This window comes from Acinetobacter baylyi DSM 14961 = CIP 107474, assembly GCF_000368685.1.
Classification (GTDB): domain Bacteria; phylum Pseudomonadota; class Gammaproteobacteria; order Pseudomonadales; family Moraxellaceae; genus Acinetobacter; species Acinetobacter baylyi.
Genome location: NZ_KB849626.1, coordinates 335,271 through 358,580, shown reverse-complemented (window position 1 = coordinate 358,580; position 23,310 = coordinate 335,271). Strand labels below are relative to the sequence as shown.

Below are 23,310 nucleotides of genomic sequence, written 5' to 3'. Positions count from 1 at the left end.
CCGGGCAGATCTTCATTCCCTGCTCTGAACAGTCTGATGGTGTATCTTTCAATGCAACTCAATCAAATCATCAGATTAAAAGGATTTCTTTAACATCGATTGTTCGATTTCCTGCTCTAACTCACGATGAGATAAATAATACATCGGTAGTCTAAGCTCGGCTGTTTTCGCATTCCAAGACAAAACATAACCCTCTTTGCTTTTGCGTTTTAATTTGCGTCCACTGCCTAAAGACATGGAAAACAAATTGACAAAACTACGCGCTCCAACTCCCACAAAAGGCTCAAAAATTAGTTTGTTTTGCTCGGTATATTCTTGCCCTTCCCATTTCTGGGTAATTGAATCTTCATGCATCATTAAGGCTTTACTCTTGGGATAAGGCTCTACAAATACCACCTTTTCAATCCCTGCCGATATAATATGCTTGGCACAGTTATGACACGGAAAAGTCGTCACAAATAAAGTCGCACCCTGAGTAGAAATATTGCTCCGGCTACAACTGAGCAATGCATCCATTTCTGCATGTACCACCCGACCATATTCGGTAATTTTTTTAATTTTGCTTTCTTTTAAAATCTGATGAATCTGGAGCTTCAAAGGCGTGGTACGCTCGGCATCGACAGATTGATCAATCGCATTGGCCAATTGCTGAAATAAGTCATCAATGATTTTATTTTTCTCGATGGTATTTGCATCAAATCCACGCATGTAATCACGCCCAGACTCCAGATCTTTGACCTCTCCTGTGTTTTCATCGAAATACGGCCAATATGTTCCCCCCTGAAACTTGGGCACATCATTTGAGCCAATTGCCAAAATAGTATTATTACGTGCAATGACTGCACCCACTTGTCGCGATAAATCTGCAGAGCGCACACTTGCGGTAAAGGACATATACGTCGCAAATTCATTAAACGTGGGAGTAATGTAAGGATCTGCAAACAGAATTCTTAAGAAGCGAAAACACGATGCTCGTAATTCTTGCTGCGAACCAAGAGATTGCTCAGAATAATGCTGATCAAATTTTAAAAAATAATCTGCAAGATGAAAGGCTTCACTGGTATGTTGCCCATAGTCATTGGCCTCACCTTCATCACGTTCAATCAGGATTTTGGCGCTTTCTGGACGAATGGCATAATCATGAATCAAGGTATTTTCACGTGCTTTTTTCGACTCATATAACGATAACTGGAAAAAACCCGTACTATAAATTTGTCGTAATGCCTGAACTTCTGATTCATGTTTTAAAGAGTCGATAATGAAGGCAACACGTCTTTGATTTGCATCTTGCGCTGGATGTGCTTCCTGCCAGTCTTGACGACGTTTTGCAATCAGCCTTGCCACCTCAAGTGCAAGAAAGTCGGTATCGTGCTCTCGTCTTAATTCATTGCCTTTGTCCATATAACGATAAATACGTTCAAAGGCATCCATCGGCGTAGATGACTGCTCAATGTATCGAGCCAGAATATCTTTGGAAATCGTGATTACTTCGACATCATAAGCAAATTCGTTGTGTAACAAATCCATCAATGTACTGGTTAAGACATTTAAACGACTTCCGACAGCGCCCACTAGCCCAATGATGAGTTCATGACTGACTTTTTGTATTTGCTCTAGCAACATGATCTCCAGCAAATCAATTGAGATATCAATGTATTCTAACGGTTTTATTTAGAAAAATATGTTGCTCAGGGTTATTTAAATATGAGTTGTATTAATAACGCGATCATTTGGACGATAAAACCCAACCATCTAGTATCTTAAGAACATTTTTCATTAGATATGTTTGATCGGGATATATATTTGAAAAAATAAAGCACTCAAAATACTTTTGAGTATTCTGAAAATAGCAGAAAAGATTTGACTTGAGATTTATGTTAATCGTTGCAATTTAAAGTGCGCAAGGGAGCAAGAAATTGATCAAGCTATTTTATGATCAACAGATATATTCATAAAGCCTAAATATTGAAGAAAATTTTAACAATCAAGTATATACATAGTCACTATTTAAAAGGATTCATTAATTTCCCTAAATTATATTGAAGATTCAATGGTAAATGTCTGGATGTTGAGATAATGATCTTATTAATTAATCCTGGGATACACACTGGATGACCTTTCATAACAGCATGCCAACCTTCTAAAGCAACTTGATCAGGAGCTTGCCATAAAAAGTTTGGAACCTTACTCACTTGTTTATTCGTCCCCATTGTATTGTGAAATTCGCTTCTCGTGAAACCAGGGCATAATGCCGTTACGTTTATTCCTTTAGGCTTAAGCTCCATGTCTAAAGATTGCGAAAAATTCAAAACATAACTTTTTAATCCTGTGTACAACAGACTTTGAGTTGGTGGAAGATATGCTGCACCCGATGAAACATTAATAATTCTGCCCCAACTATTTTTTTCCATTAGAGGCGCTATCAAATAACATAGTTCGGTTACTGCAATCGACATTACATTCAGTTCTTTAGAAAGTTGCGACCAATCAGCTTCTAAAAATTTATAATTACCCGAAAAACCCGCATTATTTATCAACACAGAAATATTTAAATTATTTGTTATTATATATTCCAAAACCTTTTTAGAGGCATTTTCCTCTGATAAATCAATGCTTAATACATTGCATTGAGTATCATATTGTGTTGATAGAGTTTTTGCTAAATCATTCAATTTATTTATATTTCTTGCTATAAGTAAAAGATTGTAACCCTTTTGTGCTAGAAGGCTTGCGAAAGCCAAACCGATACCTGAAGAAGCACCAGTTACGATTGCTGTAGCGTTTTTTATCTGCACGGAATTTACTTGCATATCAATCTACTTTTTTAAAAATATTTACTTATGATTATTACTTGCTATCAGATGAAAGAAAATTGCAATTACGCTCTTAACTCTAAAAATTTGGAAGAAATGATCATTAAAAAGTTAAATATGAATTCCTAGCTTTAATAGAAAGCTGTAGAAGGCCAACAAAATTCAGCAACAAAAAAGTGCATCCGCAAATGCACTTTGAGTAGCAGTATTCGATCTCATCCAATGTTCACGCTTTTATATTTAAGAACACAGCGCTGTCTGAAATCCTTTGCTCTTTTTACCGCGAGCACACTGATAACTCTGTTGTTTATTTTGCAACTGCCATGTTTCATCATTCAGCTTAAATAGATACTCGGTTTTGATGGCAGACACAGAATCATCCATCAAACCTGTTTGAATGACGGTAATTTTAGAAGCCGTGGGTGATTCTGCACGATTAAATACTTGCTGGATTGAAGTATTTTGATGTTCTCTACTAATTTCAGGCTGTGCTTTTAACACTTGTTGCAGCGGTGTTTCACCCTCTTTTTTGAAGGACATTAATTTTGTGGTGGTCGCACACCCTGTCATTAATCCCAAACATAATCCTGAAATTGCAAGTAAACGTAACATCTCTTTCACACATCAAAAAACAAAAAGGCGTAGCTTTATGATGCTACGCCTTTTTCAGTTACACTGTAGTAACTATGTAGTCCTCGGCATGATTTATATTATAAATCAAAGAGTTTCCCTGGGTTCATAATTCCTTTCGGATCAAATGCCAGTTTGAGGGCTTTCATATATTCAATTTCTTCTGGCGAGCGCGTATATTCAAGATATGGTTTTTTAGTCATGCCTACACCATGCTCTGCCGAAATTGATCCATTATATTTTTTTACGGTATCAAATACATACTTATTCACTACCTGACATTTGGCAAAAAACTCATCTTTGGTCAAATCTGCAGGTTTGAGAATATTTAAATGCAAATTACCATCACCAATATGACCAAACCAGCAAATCTCAAAGTCAGGATAGTTTTCCTGCACAATTGCATCAATTTCTTGAATAAATGCTGGAACATGCGTAATCAACACTGAAATATCATTTTTATATGGAATAAACGGTGCAATTGACTCAGAAATATCTTCACGCAGACGCCACAAGCTTTCGACCTGATCCAGACTCTGGCTCATCACGCCGTCAAGTACCCAGCCTTGTTCCATACAGTGTTCAAAAATCTGCATGGCTTTGTCCATAATCGGCTCATACGGTGCTTCAAACTCAAGTAGCACATAAAATGGGCATTGCGTTTCGAATGGACGTTGCACATGACCATGATCGAGTACTTTTTGCATGGCAAGTTCGCCAAAGAACTCAAATGCCGTTAAATCAATATCCTTTTGGAATGCATGTAATACAGGCATGACTGCTTCAAAATCTGGAACACCCAGTACCATCACCTGTAGATTCTGTGGTTGACGCTCCAGTTTGATTTCAGCTTCCGTGACTAAGCCCAATGTCCCTTCACCACCAATAAATAGATGCTGTAGCGCATAACCTGTTGCATTTTTGATCATGCCTTTATTCAGACGCAGGATATCACCTTTACCCGTCACAACTGTCAGACCGAGCACCCAATTACGGGTCATGCCATATTTAATGACCTTAATACCACCTGCATTGGTGCCAATATTTCCACCGATCTGGCTTGAACCTGCCGAAGCGAAATCGACTGGATAATACATGCCTTGCTCTTCGGCATAGCGCTGTAATTGTTCGGTCACCACACCTGCCTGTACACGCACCATACGATCTGCAGGAAAGAATTCCAGAATTTGGTTCATCTTGTCCATGCTGATCACGATTTCACGATTGGCAGCCACAGCACCCGCAGAAAGGCCAGTACGACCACCCGATGGTGTAATCGCAACATTAAACTGATTCGCAAGTTTTACAATCGCCTGCACTTCTTCTGTGGTCGAAGGAAAAACGATGACTGATGGGTTTGGATCAAAATGCTTGGTGTAATCTCGCCCCCAATTTTCAAGACTATCGGTGTCGGTTTTAATGCGGTTTTCACCAACAATAGCTGTTAACTGGGTAAGTAACTCAGGTGTTAAAGCGACTGGAGCATTCATCGTTTACAGGCCTAGCAAGAAATAAACAGGAGGATTGAGGGAATCTAGATTTATTTTACATGTAAGCAGTCGCAGGATAAAGCTTCTGATTCAGATAGAACGCCAATCACATGAATTAAATGACCAATCACAGCCCAAACCCGATTGTCAATAATCTGAAATTTATTCCATGATGTCAGTCATATCTCTTATTTATAATGGATAAACATGCAGCACGAGTTGTGATATGATATCGCGACTAAATTTGGCCTTTGTAGCGGAGCCGTAATGAGCCAACATCTATCACTACCTAAAGACAAAATTCGTTTCTTATTGTTAGAAGGCGTTCATCAAAACGCAGTCGACACTCTAAATGCAGCGGGTTATACCAATATCGATTATCGCAAGACAGCACTGGATGGCGATGCGCTGAAAGAAGCCGTCAAGGATGCTCACTTTATTGGTATTCGCTCCCGTACTCAGTTGACAGAAGATGTCTTTGCAGCTGCGAACAAGCTCATCGCAGTAGGTTGTTTCTGTATCGGAACCAATCAGGTAGATCTAAAAGCAGCAATGGCACGTGGTATTCCTGTATTTAACGCGCCTTATTCAAACACCCGTTCAGTTGCTGAACTGGTGCTTGCTGAATTGATCCTTCTTCTGCGTCGTGTACCTGAAAAATCTGCAGTCTGTCACCGTGGTGGCTGGGACAAATCTGCTGTAGGTTCTTATGAAACACGTGGCAAGACATTAGGTATTGTTGGTTACGGCTCAATTGGCTCACAACTTTCAGTCTTGGCTGAAAGCTTAGGCATGCACGTCATTTATTACGACACAGTCACTAAGCTTCCAATGGGTAATGCTCGCCAAGTGGGTTCTTTGGATGAATTACTTGCAACTGCTGATGTTGTGACGTTGCATGTACCAGATGTTCCATCTACACGTAATTTCTTCAAGAAAGAACAATTTGCCAAAATGAAAGAAGGTGCGATCTTCTTGAACGCGGCACGCGGTACGTGTGTGATCATCGAAGACTTAGCAGATGCGTTGAAATCAGGTCACCTTGCAGGTGCTGCGGTAGACGTATTCCCGAAAGAACCAAAAGCCAATGGTGAAGAATTTATTTCTCCATTACGTGGTCTGGACAATGTGATCCTGACACCTCACGTGGGCGGTTCAACCATGGAGGCTCAAGCCAATATCGGACTTGAAGTTTCAGAAAAATTTGTGGCTTATTCTGATAAAGGTATGACCCTATCTGCGGTCAATTTCCCAGAAATTGCACTACCATTGACTGAAGGCAAGCACCGTTTATTGCATATTCATAAAAATATTCCAGGTGTATTGTCTAAAATCAATAATCTATTTGCAGAACAAAATATCAATATCTCTGGTCAAAGTTTGATGACTAAAGGTGATATCGGTTACCTGATCATGGATGTAGATGCATCTGCTTCTCAAGAAGCACTTGATATGCTCAACCAGGTTGAAGGTACTATTCGCGTTCGCGTTCTGTTCTAATTGATGCATCTCGAGAAAGCCACAGACCGTCTGTGGCTTTTTTATATCAACATGAATTAAGATGAACCAAATATACCTATTGTTCAAAAAAAATGTCGTCGTTCTCTAGCCCGAAATCACAATTACAGGCTGTGTTATTTCTGCTTGTCGCCATGATCAGTGTACAAAGTAGTGGTTCTTTGGCCAAAGTCCTTTTCCAAAGCTATCCTGTACTCACTGTGTCGGCCATGCGATTATTTTTTGGAGCAATCATACTGGCGATTCTTTTTCAGGCATGGAAAATCCAATGGCGAGCAATCCGCTGGAAAGCCATTGTCAGTTATGGTTTTGCGCTGGCAGGTATGAACGCACTGTTTTATCTTTCACTCGAACGTTTGCCTCTGGGTATTGCGGTTGCTTTTGAGTTCATTGGTCCTTTGAGTGTTGCATTGTATTATGCCCGCCAGAAGTACGATTTTATCTGGGTCAGTTTTGCGATTCTTGGTTTACTGCTGTTATTTCCATTTCAGCAGGCTAGTCATGGACTTGATTTGACAGGTATAGTCTTTGCAGTAGCCGCAGGTGCGTGTTGGGCCATGTATATTATTGCAGGTCAGAAACCTTCAGGTATTTCTGGTAACCATACAGTTTTTTTGGGTATGACTGTAGGAATGCTGATTCTGCTTCCAATTGCACTCTGGATGGGGGCTATTGATCGTGTATTTGAATTGCCTCATATCTTTTATTTTATTGCTTTGGCCATTTTAGCCAGTGCCTTGCCCTTTTCACTTGAAATGCTAGCGCTTAAACGTTTGACTGCGCTGAGTTTTGGTACGCTTATGAGTCTAGAGCCTGCGGTTGCCGCATTTTCAGGCTTTGTATTTTTAGGAGAAAAACTGATGTGGAATCAATGGCTGGCATTAGTCACGATCATTATTGCCTCAGTAGGCTGTACAATCACCACACAGCTTGCCCGTCAGTCCAAAGCACATCAAAACTAAAGTTTAATCTTTATAATATTCAACAAATATTGAGAACGTTTTATTTCGCATAATGCGGTATTTTCTGGATGAATCGTGATGTCTAATGCGCCATTTGTTGCAGTTTTGGCCATGTTATTGTCGATGACGTGCTATCAAATTAGTGCCTCATTTGCCAAACAGCTTATCGCAACGCTTGATCCACTGAGTGTGACTATTCTCAGGCTATGCTTTGCCTCTGTTCTCGTTTTCATCATGTTCCGTTCATGGACAATTTTATCCAAACTTTCGACCCTGAAATGGCACAATCTACTCTGTTATAGCGCTGCACTCTGTGTAATGAACGTTTTGTTCTATATGTCTTTGGGCAAATTACCACAAGGCATTGCGGTTGGGCTGGAGTTTATCGGTCCTTTGGGATTGGCTTTGCTCTCTATTCAGCAACGACGCGATTATATCTGGGTATGTTGTGCAATCTTGGGAATTGCCTTAATGGTGCCATGGCAACAAACCACCTCCACGGAGTTTTCAATCACTGGTGCAGCTTTTGCATTAGGTGCAGGATTCTGCTGGGCGCTTTATATTTATTATGGACATAAAGTGGTTCGCCAGAATATTGGTATGCATGCACTGACCATCGCCATTACACTCTCTGCACTCGTCTTATTGCCCATTGGTTTGGTGCATCAGCCAGATCATGTTTTAAATCCTGAGTCTTGGTATAAAGCACTTATCATTGCCATATTAGCGACTGTGATCCCTTATGCAATGGACTTGTTTGTCTTAAAAAGACTCAGCAAAATGAGTTATGGAACCTTATCCAGCTTGTCTCCAGCATTAGCAGCTCTAACAGGGCTTGTTCTACTGCACGAGCAGATCAGTTTTTTGCAATGGATCGCGCTAGGCTGCATTATGCTGGCATCGGTGGGAGTCACGTTTCGCGCCAAAACCGAAAATAATTTAAATAGCAATGAATCGGCTTAATCTACTTAAGTTGGTTTAAGTCAATTCAGGGTTTTTGTATTTTGCATACTCTTTTAAGTATTGCTTCCCTAACTTTTCCTTTTCTGCATCATCCAGAATTTTACCTGCCTGTTGAAAAAACTTGTGTTCTTCTTCTTCTAAATGGTGATGGACCTTCTCGCTGAGCTGTTTAGCAATTGCCAGCCAACTTGGGCTACTCATATCAGTCTGCTCAAGTTGTTCGACCAATTCATCCATTTCATGATGTTCAGACAAAGCATGACGGGTAATATCCAGACCTGTATCATTAAACATCAATGGAATATATAAATAACGATCCTCTGCGACAGAGTGTGCCCACAATTCATTTTTTAATGCCTGAAAGAGTTGCTCTCGTTCTTCACTATGACCGCTGGTTTGAATCAAGCGTTCTGATAATGTACGCTGCTGGTCATGACTTTCACGTAAGGCTTCAAAGATATTCATGATTTATTCCTATTATGGCTATTCTTTTAGTGGCTAAACAAGAAAAAAGAGCACTCCACATATGGAATGCTCTTTTAGTTTATTTTGTTTTGTCTGAGAGAATAGATCATTCATGTCAATGATCTGTATCAAAACGTTGTTAGGTGCTTTAACCCGTTACAAAGATTTGATAACCAATCCGGCAAATCAGAACAGAGACTAAAATCAAAAAAATGACACGTACAAAACCACTACCATATTTTAAAGCAACACGGACACCCACCACCGACCCCACCACATTAGCAACTGCCATTATGAAGCCAATCTGAAAGATGACATGACCTGTAGGCGCCAAAAAGCTGAGTGCAGCCAGATTGGTCATGAAGTTACCAATTTTTGACAAAGCCGATGCATGTAAAAAATCGACATTGAGAAAGCGAATAAAAAAGAAGATAAAGAAACTGCCTGTACCAGGGCCAAAAATTCCGTCATAAAAGCCAATGAGCAGGCTTCCAATCGCTGCAAGTACCAAGACTTTTGGCGTAATCTTTAAGTCAAAATGAACCTGACCAAAGTTTTTCTTAACTAGGGTATAAATTGCAATCACGATCAGCATGACAAAAACAAACGGTTTCAACACTGATTGCGGAATCATCGATAGACATGCAGCGCCCAGAAACGAACTGATTAGCGCACAAACCGCAATGACGGCCAGCAATTTCCACTGAAGTTTCACTTTGCGAACAAAGGTATACGCTGCCGATGCTGTACCAAAAATTGAAGATAACTTATTGGTTCCAATAACGGTTGCAGGAGACATTTGTGGAAACGTCCCCATAATCGCTGGAATTTGAATTAATCCTCCGCCTCCTACTGCCGCATCAATTGCACCTGCACAAAACGCAAAAAAGATTAAGCTAAGAAGAACTTCAATTTCCATCTAATGTCATGCCTATAAATTTAAAAGACGTTTCGGCACCAATCTTTTTTTATCTGTGATTTCAGCAAGTCCTAAACAACGTTCACCCTCAAATACCAGAACTTCTGGTACTGCATCGTGGTCAATATTGCTTTCTTGTCCATTGCAGAAATATTTAAGACGACCTTCTGGAATTTGAACCTGTGGTAAATAATCGACTGGTGCGTAGGGCGCCAATAATAGCATATCCCGCTCTGTTTCATTCAGTTGTTCTAAATATTCAAGGGTATATTCAGGTACAAGTTCAAAATGTCCAGTCTGTACACGATGCAAGGCAGTTAAATGCCCACCACAGCCTAATGCCTCACCAATATCTTCACCCAATACGCGAATATAAGTGCCTTTAGAACATGTCACATCTAACGTTAGGCTTTCTGTATCAAAATCGACAAGTTTGAGAGCATGAATTGTGACTGGGCGTGCTTCACGCTCAATCTCAATTCCTTGACGTGCCAATTCATATAATGGGCGGCCATCACGCTTTAAAGCAGAATACATTGGCGGAACTTGCTGGATATCGCCGCGAAACCCATCCAATACCAATTCGAGCATGTCACGGGTGAGTGGTGGGACTGAACGCGACTGTACAACTTTCCCTTCAACATCACCTGTAGTCGTCACTTGTCCCAGTTTGACCACGGTTTGATAACGCTTGGTCGAGTCAAGCAAATAATGTGAAAACTTGGTCGCCTCCCCTAAACAAATCGGCAATAAACCAGTCGCCAGTGGATCAAGTGCACCTGTATGACCAGCCTTTTGCGCACGAAACAACCAGCGGACTTTTTGAAGTACACCATTTGAGCTGAGTCCCAAAGGTTTATTCAAAAGAAATACACCACTCACAGGGCGTCTCGATATCTTGCTGGATTTTGCAGTCATAATGTGCTCTACATCAAATAAATTAAATATAATGTTAAAAAATTCATTCATCCGTTTTTGTATTATTTGTCCAAAGTTATGCTATTTTTATAATCATTCAATTCAATGATGAAATAAAAATTGCGTCGTATTGGAATATAAAAACATGAATGGATCGAAAAAAATTTACCTAGGGATTGGGTTAGTCGCATTATTAATGATATTCATCTATTGGTTAATGCCAAAAGATACTGCCAATGCATCCTCTCAAATTGAGAGTACGAATGCCTCAGCAATTATAGCAACCAGTCCAGGGCAGCAGAATCAACTTTCTGAAAATACGACACCATTTGGTAGTGTAAGTCAGCATGATACTCAAGTGAATTGCCAACTTCAGCTCAATGCAGCTAACCACTTAATCGTCAATGAACAAACACGTAACTGCTTTGAATATTTTCTTACGCAATACGGCGAGAAAAGCCTGACTCAAATTGATCAAGACATCAAAAATTACTTCACTCAAAGTCTTCCCCAGCCTGCACGCGATCAGGCACAAGATTTATGGCAACGTTATCTCAAATATCGCGAAGAACTCGGAAATTTAAAAGAACCAGCGATCGCCAAAACTGATATTGCTTATTATCGTGCAGTATTTACCTCTAGACAGATGCTCAGACAACGTTTTTTTTCTGCGACAGAAATTGCAGGGCTGTTCGGCTCAGAAGATATTTATAACCAATATACCCTGGAACGGATGGCGATTCTAAATAATAGCAAACTCAGTGAGATTGAAAAAGCCAAGCAACTCAAAGCATTATTTGATCAATTGCCCCAAGACTGGAAAGCGAATCTTGAACAACTTTCAAAATTGGATGATTTAAAGCAATTAACCACATCAATCAAAAAGAATGGAGGCTCAGCACAAGAGTTACATGATATGCGAACCAATTTGGTTGGACATGATGCCACTGCACGTCTAGAACAATTGGATGTCGAACGCTCAAACTGGAAAAGTAACGTCACTCAGTATCTTGATGAGCGTCAGACTATTTTAAACAGCAATATGAGTGATACAGCGAAACAGAACGCCATCAGTGCACTTAGAAGTAAAAATTTTACTGCACCACAGGATCAGATTCGGGTACAAGCATTTGAATCTGCAAAAGATCAAGGACAAAGCTTACCCTTTTCTGAATAATTTTATATCACTATTTAATCAAGGAGAAAATAGACCTTAATTTAGCTTTACCCGTGTTTTAACGGAAATAATATGCGGTTTGAAAATGGATGAATTTTCAAACTCAGAAAAATGAAATTTAGGGAAATAAAATGAAATTCAAATTATTATTTACAACTTTATTGCTGGTTCTAACCCAACCTGTATTTGCAACCAGTCCAATTCAGAATCCAACTACATCTTTTGTCATATCCGATTATGCAAAGACCAAATATCCGATTGTTCTCTCACATGGACTATTCGGTTTTAATAAATTAGGCACAGAAGCCTTTGGGTTAGATTATTGGTATCAGATTCCACAAGATTTGGCCAGAAATGGTGCCAATGTCTGGGTAACCCGTCAATCTACTGCCAATACATCTGAATTTCGAGGCGAACAATTACTTGCTGAAGTTCAGGACATTCTGGCCATTACAGGCGCACAAAAAGTTAATCTGATTGGGCATAGTCATGGCTCCCAAACTGTACGCTATGTTGCTGGTGTTCTCCCTGCAAATATTGCTTCCGTTTCAACGATTGGTGGCCCTGCCAAAGGTGCCCCACTGGCTGATCTGATTTATAAAACACTGGCTGGCACACCATTAGAAGCGCCTATTGCGACCATTTTCAATGTCGCAATGAATTTTATTACGATAGGACAATTCGATGATCCGCAGAAATATCCAATGAACTCTGTCGGTGCAGCGTATAGTCTATCCACTGAAGGTGCTGGTAAATTTAATGCAATCTTTCCTGCTGGCGTACCAACGACTGCATGCGGTCAAGGTGAATCTTCTGTCAATGGTGTACGTTATTATTCATGGAGCGGTGCTTCTCCATTAACCAATCCACTCGATCCTTCAGATTATGGCCTGAGCTTGACCAGTGTATTTAGTGGCAAAAACAATGACGGGCTGGTACCTTCATGTAGCAGTCACTTGGGTACAGTAATTCGAGATAATTACGTATGGAATCATCTGGATGAAGTCAATCAAATTCTGGGTTTACGATCTATTTTTGCACAAGACCCCGTATCCATCTTTAGACAACATGCCAATCGTCTCAAAGGTCAAAATCTATAATTAAGATGCACCAGATGTAAAAAATGCGCCCAATCAGGCGCATTTTTATGCTGATAAGCGAAGTTAAAATTAACCTCGTTTACGCGCTGGCAATTTTTCACGAATACGCGCAGCTTTACCAGACAACTCACGAAGGTAGTAAAGTTTAGCACGACGCACGTCACCACGACGTTTCACTTCAATTTTAGCAACAACTGGTGAGTGAGTTTGGAAAACACGCTCAACACCAACACCGCTAGAAATTTTACGTACTGTAAACGCAGAGTTTAAACCACGATTTTTCTTCGCAATAACAACACCTTCAAATGCTTGAAGACGCTCACGATCACCCTCTTTTACTTTAACTTGGACAATCACTGTGTCACCAGGAGCAAAAGCAGGGATATCAGATTTTAACTGTGCATTTTCTACAGCTTGAACTAAAGGATGTTTACCACTCATTGTGGAATCTCCAGTATGTGCGGGAGAGAAGAGGTCTCTTACACCGCTGGGGACAGAGGCTAAAACGCATATCAACCCGTTTAACTTTCCCTCTATTACTTATACTCAAGGTATAAAAATAAAGAGCCTATATCAGATCACTCAATTTTTTGAGTCATCTAAAAATGTTAGCCATTTTCTTTGCTGCTTGGTCAACGTCACTTTTTCAACCAGTTCAGGTCGACGATCTAAAGTACGTTGATACCGCTGCAAAAAACGCCATTTTTCAATATTGGCATGATGTCCTGATTTTAGAACTTCAGGAACATCCAACCCTTCAAAATGGTCAGGCTTGGTATATTGTGGACAATCTAAAAGACCATCCACAAAAGAATCTTGTATATGAGATTGCTCGTCAGACATCGCATCTGGTAACCGCCGAATAATACTATCCAGTAACACCATCGCAGGAAGCTCACCTCCCGATAATACATAATCTCCAATTGACCATTCCTGATCAACATAGTGCTGGATCAAACGCTCATCGACACCTTCATAACGACCACACAACACAATCAAACCGTCATAATCGACAAATTGTTGTACCGCGTGTTCATTTAAGGTTTTGCCTTGTGGCGACATATATACCACTGGCGCATGAACACAACCTGCTTGCTCAGCAAGCTGTTTGGCATGAATAATCGCTTTTGCCAGAGGCTCCGCCATCATCACCATACCTGGGCCACCACCAAATGGACGTTCATCCACCCGTTTGTAGTTACCCTCTGCGAAATCACGTGGATTAATACAGCTAACTGTTGCAATCTGACGTTTGGTTGCACGTCCGCTGATTCCATAAGCAGTGATTGCCTCAAACATTTCTGGAAAAAGTGTAATGACTGCAAAAAACATCGCAGACTCCTATATTTTCCAACTGCGTTTGCCATCCATCAAGTGGATTAGTAATCTACGCCCCAATTGACATAAATACGGCCTGCTTCCAGATCAACCCGTTGTACCACATCTTTATGCCATGGGATCATGCGCTCTTCAGCATCCACACTGTCTGCTGTGGCACGGACCACCATCACATCATTAGCGCCAGTTTCAAACAATTCATGAATTTGACCAAGATTGACTTCCTGCTCTTCTTCATCAAGACCTAACACCGTTAAGCCTTTTAAATCTGACCAGTAGTATTCATCAACATCCGTTTTAGGAAGCTGAGACTTGGCAACCCAGATTGTCGATCCAATCAGGCTTTCTGCTGCATTGCGATCACTCACATTTTTCAGCGAAACGACCAGACCTTTGCCATGTGGTTTCCAACGTTTTACATCTACTGTTTGCCAGCCTGCTTTGGTTTCAATAAACCAAGGCAGGTAGTCAAACATATTGCTCATGGGTTCTGTATTGGAATACACCCAGAGCCACCCATTTAATCCATATGCTGAACGTAACTGTCCAATCTGAATACGATCTTCGGGAACATTCTGTGTTGGTGTCATGGGCTACCTACTACAAAACTTATGCAGCAGTCGCAGCTTTTTTAGCTTGAGCAGCTAAAGAAGCAACACGCTCAGACGGTTGAGCACCTTGAGATACCCAGTGAGCAAAACGATCAGCATCTAAACGAAGTTTTTCAGCCTGACCTTGAGCAGTCGGGTTGAAGAAACCAATACGTTCGATGAAACGACCATCACGTGCATTACGGCTATCAGTTACAACGATTTGATAGAATGGACGTTTTTTTGCGCCACCGCGTGCTAGACGAATAACAACCATGATAAAAGCCTTATAATTCTTACGGATTATCCCTGCGCCGACCACCGGCAACACTTCAAACCCCTTTCATAGAGGGCGATATTCTACGTCAAATTTAAAGTGAATGAAAGATTAAATTTTGGCTTATCCACAGTTTTGAATTTGCATTTAACGCCCATCCCAAGTCGAGTTGCTACTCAGGCTACATGCCGTTGCGGCTTTGCTCCAAAATTTTTGCCCATCCTGATTCAGACAGATAATGCCATTACCAGCTTGCATTGTGCTCGATATAGGTGTTGCTGTGAGTACATATCCCTGATTATCTGAATCTACCGCCAAATTTAGTGTGTAAAATGCTGTGCCAGTTACAGGATAACTGGCTGCATTGCCAAGTCCAGCAAGTGAAGCATTGGCATAACCATGATTCACCATTTTATAACTTTGCAATTGCTGTGAAACCCGAATCAGCTCAGACTGTACATCGCTACGATTCACTCTAATTTTATAGTTTTGATAAGAGGGATAAGCAATTGCTGCTAAAATTCCAATAATAGCAACTACAATCATGAGTTCAATCAATGTAAAGCCATGTCTTACTCTCATTACCAACTCTCCGAGCCTGTACCACAGGAGCTTGAACTAATATTAGCCCATGTTTTATTTTTACAGCTAAATCCTGTATTTGTGAGCAATAATGAATAATTATTATTATCTGCACTCATTGCCTTAATCGCCCAGCCCTGTCCAATAGCATTTGCTGAAGTTAGTAACGGATTATTGGTTGTTGTATCTACAACAGCCAAAGTATACTTTGTATTTGATGTATCTAATGGTAGCTGTACAATCTGTTTTGTACTATCAAATTTTGCAAGGGTTTGACCACTTTTATCTTGATATAAATACGTTGCATCAAACCCTTTATAGGAAAAATTTCTAGAGCGATAACGCTCAAGCTGTTCTGCTAGTTTTTGCATTTCCTGTTGAGCCATTGCTAGATTTGAACGACGTATATATTCCTGATAGCTAGGAATCGCAATGGCAGCAAAAATTGCAATAATCACAACTACGACCATCAATTCAATCAGCGTAAAACCCTGTCTGTGATGCTGCATTATGTTCTCCATTGAGCATTAACGCCATACCAAATCATCATTCAGTATGGCGATTTTCAGATTAAGGGGTGCTTTGCTCATACCATTTTAATGGTACGATCTGACGGCGTAGGGTATTTTGCCCAAGTACGTTGGCAGCGTTGGTACGCTCGTCTTTGCTAAATCCACCGATCAATTGTCTCGTCGATTTATTATCCGTTGAGCCTGAGCCAATTGTTACAGGTAAAATCCCTTTTCCGAGTTTTAGCATTCCTGATAAATCGGTCTGTTTTTCACATACGCCATAAGGTAAACAATAACGACGGATGCTACTTAAGCCTTGTATACCAATTGAGCAATCTGCAACACGCCCATCCTGAGCAATCGGATCATAGATACTGACATACAAACTCTTATTGATTACTGCTGTTTCATCCATTACTTTTTGCTGATCAATGAGTTTCACATACCAACCATATTGCGGTTTATTTTCATTGGTCAAAGCCCCCCATTTAGGTAATTGAGAATATGCAACCAGATTTTTATTATCTGTATAGGTATCCCGTGTGGTGAAACTGACTTGAGTTACATCCTTGTCAAAGATATTAAAAATAGCACCCGCACTTTTATCACTAATTGGCAAACTACGATTGCTTGAAGCAATGCTCAAAACTGCAAGCGACTCACTACCATAACCATAAATACTAAATACAGGTGCTTCATAGAAACGGACATTTGTATCTTTAAGATCTGTAGGTCTGTTAGATTGTAAATCGAGAAGAAGCGCAGCCGAAGCAAACTGCTTGGCATCTACACGATTATTAATATCGACTCGCCATAACTGCCCCCCCAAATCACCAAAGTAAAGATGATCTATTAAACCATCTCCATCTCGATCTACTGTATTGATTCTACCGACAACACTGAATTGCATATTTGTATTTAAGGCACTATTCGAAACGTCATTTGATGTCGTTGCCAAATTATTTGCCCACCAAAGCAAATCACCATTTTCGGCATCAAACATGTAAACGCCTGCACCACGCTTATTGGTCTGATTATAATTCGCAAGTTCATAGCCACCGTTATTACTATTGCCATCTGTACCGCCAGCGTCGTAGCCACCACCTACAAACATAACCAACTTACGTTTGCCTTGCCAGTTAATCCAAGCAATGGTCGGTTTTGACCAACTTTGTCCCATATTTTTAATTGCATCAAAACTTTTGCCACCAGGATAGGCATCGGAATAAACCCGACCACTTGCTGGATCGATATAGAATTTGAGTTTTGGTGCAGCAAGATCATTCAGATCAAGCGCATAATAACTACGCCCTCCCATACGCAAACCACCATAAAGATATTGTTTTCCACATGCTCCTGTAAATACACCATCTTTAATACAAACAGCATCAGTAGTAGATTTACCTACAGTTAATTTATTGTCTTTGCTATTCCAGACATATTCGGTATAGGCAGTCCATGGCCCATCTACACCATATTGCATGTTACTAAAACTATCATGGCCTTCAAGACCATTGCCTGTAAATGCTTTACGTTGTTTAGAATTTTCCAGCATTTCATTTGGTAAAAATGCTAGCTTTTCTACGCCTGTATCTGCATTTACAACGTGTAATAGACCTTCTGCTGAACCGAATACAAGATAGTCATCTCGTGTCAAAGAACCATCATCCTTAACTGTGGCAGACTGTGTGATTTTGATAGGTGTTGAATGTAAAACCATACCAATCTTGCGGTACTCAGGCTTGGCAACTAAAGTTTCCTGATTATTGACACTTTGAATCTGGTAGCCCAACAGATTCATCAGATCATTACGGCGCGGATCCGTAGTCTGGCCTGCACAGAGCTGAGTATAGTAATTATTACCAACTGCACTAATCGCATTAGAGACATCGTATTTTTTGGCTTTTGTATCACAAGTCCGATTGATATAAAGCTGACGCGTAGATGCGTTGTTGCCAGAAGCAATAGGTAATTTATCAATCACGCCACCACTCAAAATATTAGTCTGATCAATATTCTGATTACTCCAGACATCTTGAAAAGTTTTAGTCTGGATTGTTTCACCAGTATCTGTCATATATTTTTTAACGTTACCAAACCATGTTTGTTTATCATCTGGAACAAACATATTTTGAAAAACGTAATTATTTAAATTGTATGGTGTTAAAGGATCTGTTGGAATTACTGGTGCTCCCAAGAAAGTCTCTCGTTTCGTAACCCCTAAATCTGAGTAAAATGAATAAACACTATTCGCAATATTCTCTGAACTTGCAGAGTTGTACCATCCACCCTTGCCCAGCACACCCCAACGTGCCAAATTTTTAACATCTTCTGCATCTGTTGGAAATAAATTTCCAAGTAAGTTAGTCAATCCATTCACCAATGGTCCACCCAAAAGCACATTCAAAGTATCTTTAACTAGATTAGGAACAGTCTGTCCTAATAGTGAATTATTCAAGTTACTCATTGATGCTTCAAGTTGTGCAGAATCTTTTGTGCTCGGAATGGTAATAAACTCCCGCCCCACTCCAATCACGCCAGTGGACACATTTTTATCCAGCAATTTTTTGCTGTAATTTCCAATACAACTCCATGTAGCATAATCGCGACTACTGAGAGTTGTAGATTTTAAACCAGCACTCTCATCGCATTGAAAGACACTTTGCAGATCCAATCTGGAAAGATCTGTTGCTTGGGTATCCAATGAACGTCCCATTAAACGCTCTATTGCATTTTTTGTTCCCAAACCTTCTTTACCTGATGGTTGTAGTAAAACATCCGTTGTAGTTGGGGTAATATTTGGAACACCTCCAGTAATCACCATAATTCCGCTGGCATTACATTGTGGCTGATTTGCTGGTGCCTGATAAAACTGATTATTATTTCTGGTTGGAACAGAATTATCTCGATAATTAAAACCACTATATTCAATATCGGCTTGTGAATCATAGCCATAGTAAAGATGTTTCTCTGAGACCTTGATTCCCAAGATGTTACCAACCACACCATTTAAGAGTCCCCCCACCACACCATCACTGATAAGGGAGCTGACCAGATCATCATTTACCTGTATAAGATTGGTTGTTGATATTCCACCAAGCTTATACTGCCAGGCATCATCCTTACACGTCACACCATCAGCTTGCCAGCTGTCTTTTCCATATTTATCACATTTATAATCGTACCAGCCTAACAGCGGAATAAATAGAATTTTTACTGGAATAATTCTCATTGCTATTTGTCTAGCGCCTGTACCCTTGGTCGATGTTCCAAGCAGGTACGCCCCCGTTTCTGCGTAGGTACTTGCTGTTGGAATATTCCCAGATAAACCCAGTGTTTTTAACAAGTCATTAATAACATTTGCTGTGTTTTCAAATTCAAGAAGATCTGTTAACCCTCGAATTGGATTGGTAAGAATTCCTATTAGCTTGTTGAATACATCCCCTACCAATGCAGCAACTAGCTTGGGAACAATCAACAATATATTCTGAAGATTAAATTCACCTTTAGATTGAATACCATTAGCAACTTTTTCCACTAAATAACCACGATAGGTCGTTGCCGAACCCGCATATCCCTTTTCAAAACATTGATTTGATGTATCGCTGGCTTTTGTTGTAGATAACTTACATGCTGGTGCCAGAATCCGACCTGCTCGATCTTTAGTCATGATATCTACAGGCATCGCTGATAATCCAACACTGACATTATCTGGCAAAGGTTTTAAGCCAGTTTTATCATTCCCCAGCAACACATCTGTCAAAGCATTTTTTACACGGGACAATTTATCATAGCAACGATAAACGCCTACAACAGAAACACTGTTTAATAATTGGATATTCGCCTGAAAGTCGCAAGTATTTTCAATATAACTTTTTGCATCTAACCCTGTTGCCCCAAGTAAAGGTTTTAATAAACCATCTAATGTTTTCACTACCAAATCGGTTGTAACAACAGTACAGTAATTACGTGCATAGTTATATTTACTACTGGGTGATTCAGTAGTGATTTTTAAAAGCGGATCAAGACTTCCACCCAGTAAGCCTTGTAAAACAACCTGATCGACCGCACCTACTGTATCGGTCACCAATTCCAGCGCGTCTTTGTCGCCGAGTATGCCTAACCCGCCACCAGAGCCCAAAACATTGGATACCCCTTTGCCCACACAAATTGGATATTCTTTTAATAGATCAAGTGCTCCAGCTCCTCCCATGCTTCGCGACTGATCGACCATAAGCATCAGTCGTTTATCAAACTGCGCTCCCTGCTGGTAAACCTCTACATCGCTTGCCTGCACAACAGAAGTCATGATTAGCATACAGCTAAATACTGAAATACTGAAAATACTGAACTTATGCTGCAAGACCAAATAAAGAGAGTTGAGATACTGAGTGTATATCGATTTTTTCATTGTTATTCTCCCTTTATTATTGTGGTGGTTCAAAATCTGACAAGAAACGATATTCTGCAACTTGCGAATTATATAAAGCTTGCTGCTCACTTAAGCAGGACACCGCATTTGCAGAACTTTTATTTAAACAATTGGCTAAATCGTCCGAAGATATAAATCCCGTTAGCACTGATACAGAGGTTAAGCGTAACCGCACACTACTTTCTGTTTTAGCTGTTGTGATATCCGTACCACGTGCCAGATCTGCAAATGGCTGGTTATTTGTAGATGAGACTTTTGTAATATAAACCTGTGTCACGACCTGATTACGACCACCTGACGCATCTGTACTTTTACAAGAAGCCTGATTGTCTACCTTACCTGAACTATTCACTGTTCCCATTCTGACCAAACGAAATGGATCTGTCTTGTTGAAGCAAGTGACTAGTTCCTGCGTATTGTTGCTGTTATTACGAAAATAGTTAACTACACCATCTGGTGCAGCAAGCGTTGTAGTATTGACGGGGTTTTGAAAATACATTAATGCAGCATCTGAGTTTTGCAACAATAATGCCTGTATCTGATTATTCGATACCATTTTTAATGAACTGATACTTTGCCGAATCGCTAAAGTACCCACCACCATAATCAGTAAGAGAATCATCAATACGATGATGAGGGTCGCACCTTGTTGTTGTTTTTTCATGGCGTTACATACCCCTCTTCAACCCATCCCATCGCATTTCTTAAGGAAATAGTTTGCGTAACTACTTGGCGCAATCGGGTATCCTGATTTTTTTCATTGAGTGTGACAGATTGCCCCAAGACATCGAACGCCTGTTTATTACGATTCCGAACAATGCTGTCATTTCCAGCAGTTTCATTGGATTGCACCAATAATCCAATCTGAATCACATTAATATTTGGCTTAATAGATTGCTGAATTCCATTAATATTTTTTTTGACTGCTGATGTTTTATTGGTATCCAAATAATCACCAATTGAGACATAACTCATGGCAGTTGGATTGTTCAATGCACCTTTAACATATCCAAGTTGAACGCGCATATAATCAACATTTGGAATAATAATCTGACCATTTCCCGAAAGATCCAATGTCGTTTTTGTTTTATTATCCATTCCCGTAATAGTATTTCCAGTCTGTTGGTACTGATCTGAAACACATCGCAAGGCTTTATCACTTCCTATGAAATACCGTTGAACTACATAGGTATTCGCAGGCAATGTCTTACCTGTACAATCATAGCCCGGCTCAACTGCCTGATAGCGAATAGTTAATTGATCACTTTTCTGTGACACGTTTCCATCACCTACAGCAGATTTAGTAAGATAAGCATCATTTAAGGTGAGTAAGGGTTTATTGTCTTTTAATTCACTTACATTACTGCTCGTCAGGATTAATCCTGAATTGGGCTGTTGATCATTCATATATGCAGACGGTGCACTTAAATTGGCTCTACGTACATCATCTAAAATATAATTGACTCCAAAGCTTGCACTGTCCTGAATGCTAGACATCGCTTTTTGCACATTGTAACTGGTGATCCCTGTGATATAGAGCTGAATTGCAGCGGCTGTAACAAGCAAACCCAATGTAATGGCCACCATGAGTTCAACTAGCGTAAATCCTGAATGGCGAGAGATTTTCATTTAGTACGCCTCCAGAAACAAACACGTTGTATTTCGCTCATAACTACTTCCACCACTTTTGTAACAGGTGTCAGAGTTGGTAAAGTTCTGTGCAGTTTTATCCCAAGCAATATAAACACACTGTCGCCCCAAATTATTGCCTGCATTTGTGGCATTTGGACAGGTGTTAATAATTACCGCCATACCTAAAGTATTAGCCTGATTATAGATAAATAAAAGATCACTATTTGCCTGAGCCGTGGCTTGAGTGCTCACAGAACCCGAACAATTTGATGCTTTGGTATAGGCTTTAGTATCTTTAGCCAATGCACCTTCGGTATGATAAAGCTTACATTGAGTAGCTTGAGGATTAGCTCGCATACGTTCAGTCAGATCACGCGCCAAATTCAAAGCCAGAACCTGATTACTCGCCTCCATACTGGCACTTACCGCACGTAATTGTAAGGCGGTAAATCCAAGTACACCTATTGCCAGCAACAGCAGCGCCACCAAAACCTCGACCATCCCCACACCACGCTGTGCTCTCATCTTGCTCATGTACAGGCTCCTTCTTTATAATAGGTATCACCTGTAATCCCTACTTCCACACAGCGAGATTGACCATTTCGTGTTAAGGTAAATTTTGCAGTGGTGATCGGGATGCCCTCTACTCTAAAAGCAATTTGAGTGGCAGAACCTGTACCCGCGACGACATTCTTTTCAAGTTGTGCGATATAAACACGATTGGTCTGATTGGTCGTGATAGAAAGCGCACTCGCACAGTCACTGACCGTACTTAAACAGACCCCCGTCGTTTGACGTAATGTCACCGCTTGTGTTCTGGCTTCTGCAATCTTGGACATTAATTCACGGGTAGATGCATTAAGTTTCTGATTGTTTAAAATACTGTTAAAAGACGGCACTGCAATCGTTGCTAATATCGCAATAACCGCAATGGTGACTAATAATTCTATGAGGGTAAATCCGTTCATTTTTGTCATAAAGTTCCACTCCCC

At 40.2% G+C, this 23,310-nt stretch carries 23 protein-coding genes; 5 read left to right on the top strand and 18 right to left on the bottom strand.

What is annotated here, in order from left to right; translation table 11 throughout:
* Nucleotides 1-75: 75 nt before the first annotated feature.
* The 4 genes from F952_RS05850 to F952_RS05835 form a co-directional block, all read right to left on the bottom strand.
* Entirely contained in the window at nucleotides 76-1,623 is a 1,548-nt protein-coding gene (locus F952_RS05850) for an anti-phage dCTP deaminase (RefSeq protein WP_004923889.1), read from the bottom strand.
* 380 nt (nucleotides 1,624-2,003) lie between these two features.
* Nucleotides 2,004-2,810, bottom strand: a complete 807-nt coding sequence (locus F952_RS05845) for an SDR family NAD(P)-dependent oxidoreductase (protein ID WP_004923886.1) — start codon at nucleotides 2,808-2,810, stop codon at nucleotides 2,004-2,006.
* A gap of 243 nt (nucleotides 2,811-3,053) precedes the next feature.
* Nucleotides 3,054-3,425, bottom strand: coding sequence for a hypothetical protein (locus F952_RS05840; protein WP_004923884.1), 372 nt, complete (start codon nucleotides 3,423-3,425; stop codon nucleotides 3,054-3,056).
* Between the two features lie 98 nt (nucleotides 3,426-3,523).
* Complete coding sequence (locus F952_RS05835; protein ID WP_004923881.1) at nucleotides 3,524-4,933, bottom strand: FAD-binding oxidoreductase; 1,410 nt, start codon at nucleotides 4,931-4,933, stop codon at nucleotides 3,524-3,526.
* Nucleotides 4,934-5,200: 267 nt separating this feature from the next.
* Here F952_RS05835 and serA point away from each other — a divergent pair, with 267 nt between their 5' ends.
* The 3 genes from serA to F952_RS05820 all read left to right on the top strand — a co-directional run bounded on the left by serA (nucleotide 5,201) and on the right by F952_RS05820 (nucleotide 8,376).
* The gene (gene serA, locus F952_RS05830) at nucleotides 5,201-6,433 is read left to right on the top strand and encodes a phosphoglycerate dehydrogenase (RefSeq protein ID WP_004923879.1); all 1,233 of its coding nucleotides are present in this window, start codon (nucleotides 5,201-5,203) and stop codon (nucleotides 6,431-6,433) included.
* 92 nt (nucleotides 6,434-6,525) lie between these two features.
* On the top strand, nucleotides 6,526-7,413 hold the full coding sequence (locus F952_RS05825) for an EamA family transporter (protein ID WP_004923876.1): 888 nt from the start codon (nucleotides 6,526-6,528) through the stop codon (nucleotides 7,411-7,413).
* Nucleotides 7,414-7,491: 78 nt separating this feature from the next.
* Nucleotides 7,492-8,376 (top strand): EamA family transporter, encoded by an 885-nt coding sequence (locus F952_RS05820; protein WP_004923873.1) that lies wholly within the window; start codon nucleotides 7,492-7,494, stop codon nucleotides 8,374-8,376.
* A 15-nt stretch (nucleotides 8,377-8,391) separates the two neighbouring features.
* Here F952_RS05820 and F952_RS05815 read toward each other — a convergent pair whose 3' ends face one another.
* From F952_RS05815 to truB, 3 genes are all read right to left on the bottom strand, one after another.
* Nucleotides 8,392-8,841, bottom strand: a complete 450-nt coding sequence (locus F952_RS05815) for a hemerythrin domain-containing protein (RefSeq protein WP_004923871.1) — start codon at nucleotides 8,839-8,841, stop codon at nucleotides 8,392-8,394.
* A gap of 148 nt (nucleotides 8,842-8,989) precedes the next feature.
* The gene (locus F952_RS05810) at nucleotides 8,990-9,760 is read right to left on the bottom strand and encodes a sulfite exporter TauE/SafE family protein (RefSeq protein ID WP_004923863.1); all 771 of its coding nucleotides are present in this window, start codon (nucleotides 9,758-9,760) and stop codon (nucleotides 8,990-8,992) included.
* 12 nt (nucleotides 9,761-9,772) lie between these two features.
* Entirely contained in the window at nucleotides 9,773-10,678 is a 906-nt protein-coding gene (truB, locus tag F952_RS05805; protein ID WP_004923859.1) for a tRNA pseudouridine(55) synthase TruB, read from the bottom strand.
* 145 nt (nucleotides 10,679-10,823) lie between these two features.
* Here truB and F952_RS05800 point away from each other — a divergent pair, with 145 nt between their 5' ends.
* Nucleotides 10,824-11,855: a lipase secretion chaperone gene (locus F952_RS05800; protein ID WP_004923856.1), complete on the top strand. Its 1,032-nt coding sequence runs from the start codon at nucleotides 10,824-10,826 to the stop codon at nucleotides 11,853-11,855.
* A gap of 131 nt (nucleotides 11,856-11,986) precedes the next feature.
* Nucleotides 11,987-12,955, top strand: coding sequence for an esterase/lipase family protein (locus F952_RS05795; RefSeq protein ID WP_004923853.1), 969 nt, complete (start codon nucleotides 11,987-11,989; stop codon nucleotides 12,953-12,955).
* A gap of 69 nt (nucleotides 12,956-13,024) precedes the next feature.
* Here F952_RS05795 and rplS read toward each other — a convergent pair whose 3' ends face one another.
* The 11 genes from rplS to F952_RS05740 form a co-directional block, all read right to left on the bottom strand.
* Nucleotides 13,025-13,396, bottom strand: a complete 372-nt coding sequence (gene rplS / locus F952_RS05790) for a 50S ribosomal protein L19 (RefSeq protein WP_004923849.1) — start codon at nucleotides 13,394-13,396, stop codon at nucleotides 13,025-13,027.
* 141 nt (nucleotides 13,397-13,537) lie between these two features.
* Nucleotides 13,538-14,287, bottom strand: a complete 750-nt coding sequence (trmD, locus tag F952_RS05785; RefSeq protein WP_004923847.1) for a tRNA (guanosine(37)-N1)-methyltransferase TrmD — start codon at nucleotides 14,285-14,287, stop codon at nucleotides 13,538-13,540.
* Between the two features lie 47 nt (nucleotides 14,288-14,334).
* Complete coding sequence (rimM, locus tag F952_RS05780) at nucleotides 14,335-14,883, bottom strand: ribosome maturation factor RimM (protein ID WP_004923846.1); 549 nt, start codon at nucleotides 14,881-14,883, stop codon at nucleotides 14,335-14,337.
* Between the two features lie 19 nt (nucleotides 14,884-14,902).
* Nucleotides 14,903-15,160, bottom strand: coding sequence for a 30S ribosomal protein S16 (gene rpsP, locus F952_RS05775; protein ID WP_004923845.1), 258 nt, complete (start codon nucleotides 15,158-15,160; stop codon nucleotides 14,903-14,905).
* Nucleotides 15,161-15,307: 147 nt separating this feature from the next.
* Complete coding sequence (locus F952_RS05770) at nucleotides 15,308-15,742, bottom strand: type IV pilin protein (protein ID WP_004923844.1); 435 nt, start codon at nucleotides 15,740-15,742, stop codon at nucleotides 15,308-15,310.
* Nucleotides 15,742-16,251, bottom strand: coding sequence for a type IV pilin protein (locus F952_RS05765; RefSeq protein ID WP_004923843.1), 510 nt, complete (start codon nucleotides 16,249-16,251; stop codon nucleotides 15,742-15,744). The genes F952_RS05770 and F952_RS05765 overlap by 1 nt, the downstream gene beginning before the upstream one ends.
* A gap of 61 nt (nucleotides 16,252-16,312) precedes the next feature.
* Nucleotides 16,313-20,665 carry a pilus assembly protein gene (locus tag F952_RS05760; protein WP_004923840.1) on the bottom strand — a complete coding sequence of 1,451 codons (4,353 nt, stop codon included), beginning with the start codon at nucleotides 20,663-20,665 and terminating at the stop codon, nucleotides 16,313-16,315.
* Between the two features lie 16 nt (nucleotides 20,666-20,681).
* Nucleotides 20,682-21,350, bottom strand: a complete 669-nt coding sequence (locus F952_RS05755; protein WP_004923837.1) for a PilX N-terminal domain-containing pilus assembly protein — start codon at nucleotides 21,348-21,350, stop codon at nucleotides 20,682-20,684.
* Nucleotides 21,347-22,315, bottom strand: coding sequence for a PilW family protein (locus tag F952_RS05750; protein ID WP_004923834.1), 969 nt, complete (start codon nucleotides 22,313-22,315; stop codon nucleotides 21,347-21,349). The genes F952_RS05755 and F952_RS05750 overlap by 4 nt, the downstream gene beginning before the upstream one ends.
* Nucleotides 22,316-22,852, bottom strand: a complete 537-nt coding sequence (pilV, locus tag F952_RS05745; protein WP_004923832.1) for a type IV pilus modification protein PilV — start codon at nucleotides 22,850-22,852, stop codon at nucleotides 22,316-22,318.
* Nucleotides 22,849-23,295, bottom strand: a complete 447-nt coding sequence (locus F952_RS05740) for a GspH/FimT family pseudopilin (RefSeq protein WP_004923829.1) — start codon at nucleotides 23,293-23,295, stop codon at nucleotides 22,849-22,851. The genes pilV and F952_RS05740 overlap by 4 nt, the downstream gene beginning before the upstream one ends.
* Between the last annotated feature and the right edge of the window lie 15 nt (nucleotides 23,296-23,310).

Excerpts from the sequence above, each read along its gene's own strand:
- F952_RS05845 (WP_004923886.1), bottom strand. The coding sequence starts at position 2,810 with ATGCAAGTAAATTCCGTGCAGATAAAAAACGCTACAGCAATCGTAACT.
- F952_RS05820 (WP_004923873.1), top strand. The coding sequence starts at position 7,492 with ATGTCTAATGCGCCATTTGTTGCAGTTTTGGCCATGTTATTGTCGATG.
- rplS (WP_004923849.1), bottom strand. The coding sequence starts at position 13,396 with ATGAGTGGTAAACATCCTTTAGTTCAAGCTGTAGAAAATGCACAGTTA.
- F952_RS05825 (WP_004923876.1), top strand. The coding sequence starts at position 6,526 with ATGTCGTCGTTCTCTAGCCCGAAATCACAATTACAGGCTGTGTTATTT.
- rpsP (WP_004923845.1), bottom strand. The coding sequence starts at position 15,160 with ATGGTTGTTATTCGTCTAGCACGCGGTGGCGCAAAAAAACGTCCATTC.
- F952_RS05835 (WP_004923881.1), bottom strand. The coding sequence starts at position 4,933 with ATGAATGCTCCAGTCGCTTTAACACCTGAGTTACTTACCCAGTTAACA.
- F952_RS05840 (WP_004923884.1), bottom strand. The coding sequence starts at position 3,425 with ATGTTACGTTTACTTGCAATTTCAGGATTATGTTTGGGATTAATGACA.
- F952_RS05765 (WP_004923843.1), bottom strand. The coding sequence starts at position 16,251 with ATGCAGCATCACAGACAGGGTTTTACGCTGATTGAATTGATGGTCGTA.
- F952_RS05810 (WP_004923863.1), bottom strand. The coding sequence starts at position 9,760 with ATGGAAATTGAAGTTCTTCTTAGCTTAATCTTTTTTGCGTTTTGTGCA.
- truB (WP_004923859.1), bottom strand. The coding sequence starts at position 10,678 with ATGACTGCAAAATCCAGCAAGATATCGAGACGCCCTGTGAGTGGTGTA.
- F952_RS05760 (WP_004923840.1), bottom strand. The coding sequence starts at position 20,665 with ATGAAAAAATCGATATACACTCAGTATCTCAACTCTCTTTATTTGGTC.
- pilV (WP_004923832.1), bottom strand. The coding sequence starts at position 22,852 with ATGAGCAAGATGAGAGCACAGCGTGGTGTGGGGATGGTCGAGGTTTTG.
- F952_RS05815 (WP_004923871.1), bottom strand. The coding sequence starts at position 8,841 with ATGAATATCTTTGAAGCCTTACGTGAAAGTCATGACCAGCAGCGTACA.
- F952_RS05795 (WP_004923853.1), top strand. The coding sequence starts at position 11,987 with ATGAAATTCAAATTATTATTTACAACTTTATTGCTGGTTCTAACCCAA.
- F952_RS05800 (WP_004923856.1), top strand. The coding sequence starts at position 10,824 with ATGAATGGATCGAAAAAAATTTACCTAGGGATTGGGTTAGTCGCATTA.
- F952_RS05850 (WP_004923889.1), bottom strand. The coding sequence starts at position 1,623 with ATGTTGCTAGAGCAAATACAAAAAGTCAGTCATGAACTCATCATTGGG.
- trmD (WP_004923847.1), bottom strand. The coding sequence starts at position 14,287 with ATGTTTTTTGCAGTCATTACACTTTTTCCAGAAATGTTTGAGGCAATC.
- F952_RS05770 (WP_004923844.1), bottom strand. The coding sequence starts at position 15,742 with ATGAGAGTAAGACATGGCTTTACATTGATTGAACTCATGATTGTAGTT.
- F952_RS05750 (WP_004923834.1), bottom strand. The coding sequence starts at position 22,315 with ATGAAAATCTCTCGCCATTCAGGATTTACGCTAGTTGAACTCATGGTG.
- F952_RS05740 (WP_004923829.1), bottom strand. The coding sequence starts at position 23,295 with ATGACAAAAATGAACGGATTTACCCTCATAGAATTATTAGTCACCATT.
- rimM (WP_004923846.1), bottom strand. The coding sequence starts at position 14,883 with ATGACACCAACACAGAATGTTCCCGAAGATCGTATTCAGATTGGACAG.
- serA (WP_004923879.1), top strand. The coding sequence starts at position 5,201 with ATGAGCCAACATCTATCACTACCTAAAGACAAAATTCGTTTCTTATTG.
- F952_RS05755 (WP_004923837.1), bottom strand. The coding sequence starts at position 21,350 with ATGAAAAAACAACAACAAGGTGCGACCCTCATCATCGTATTGATGATT.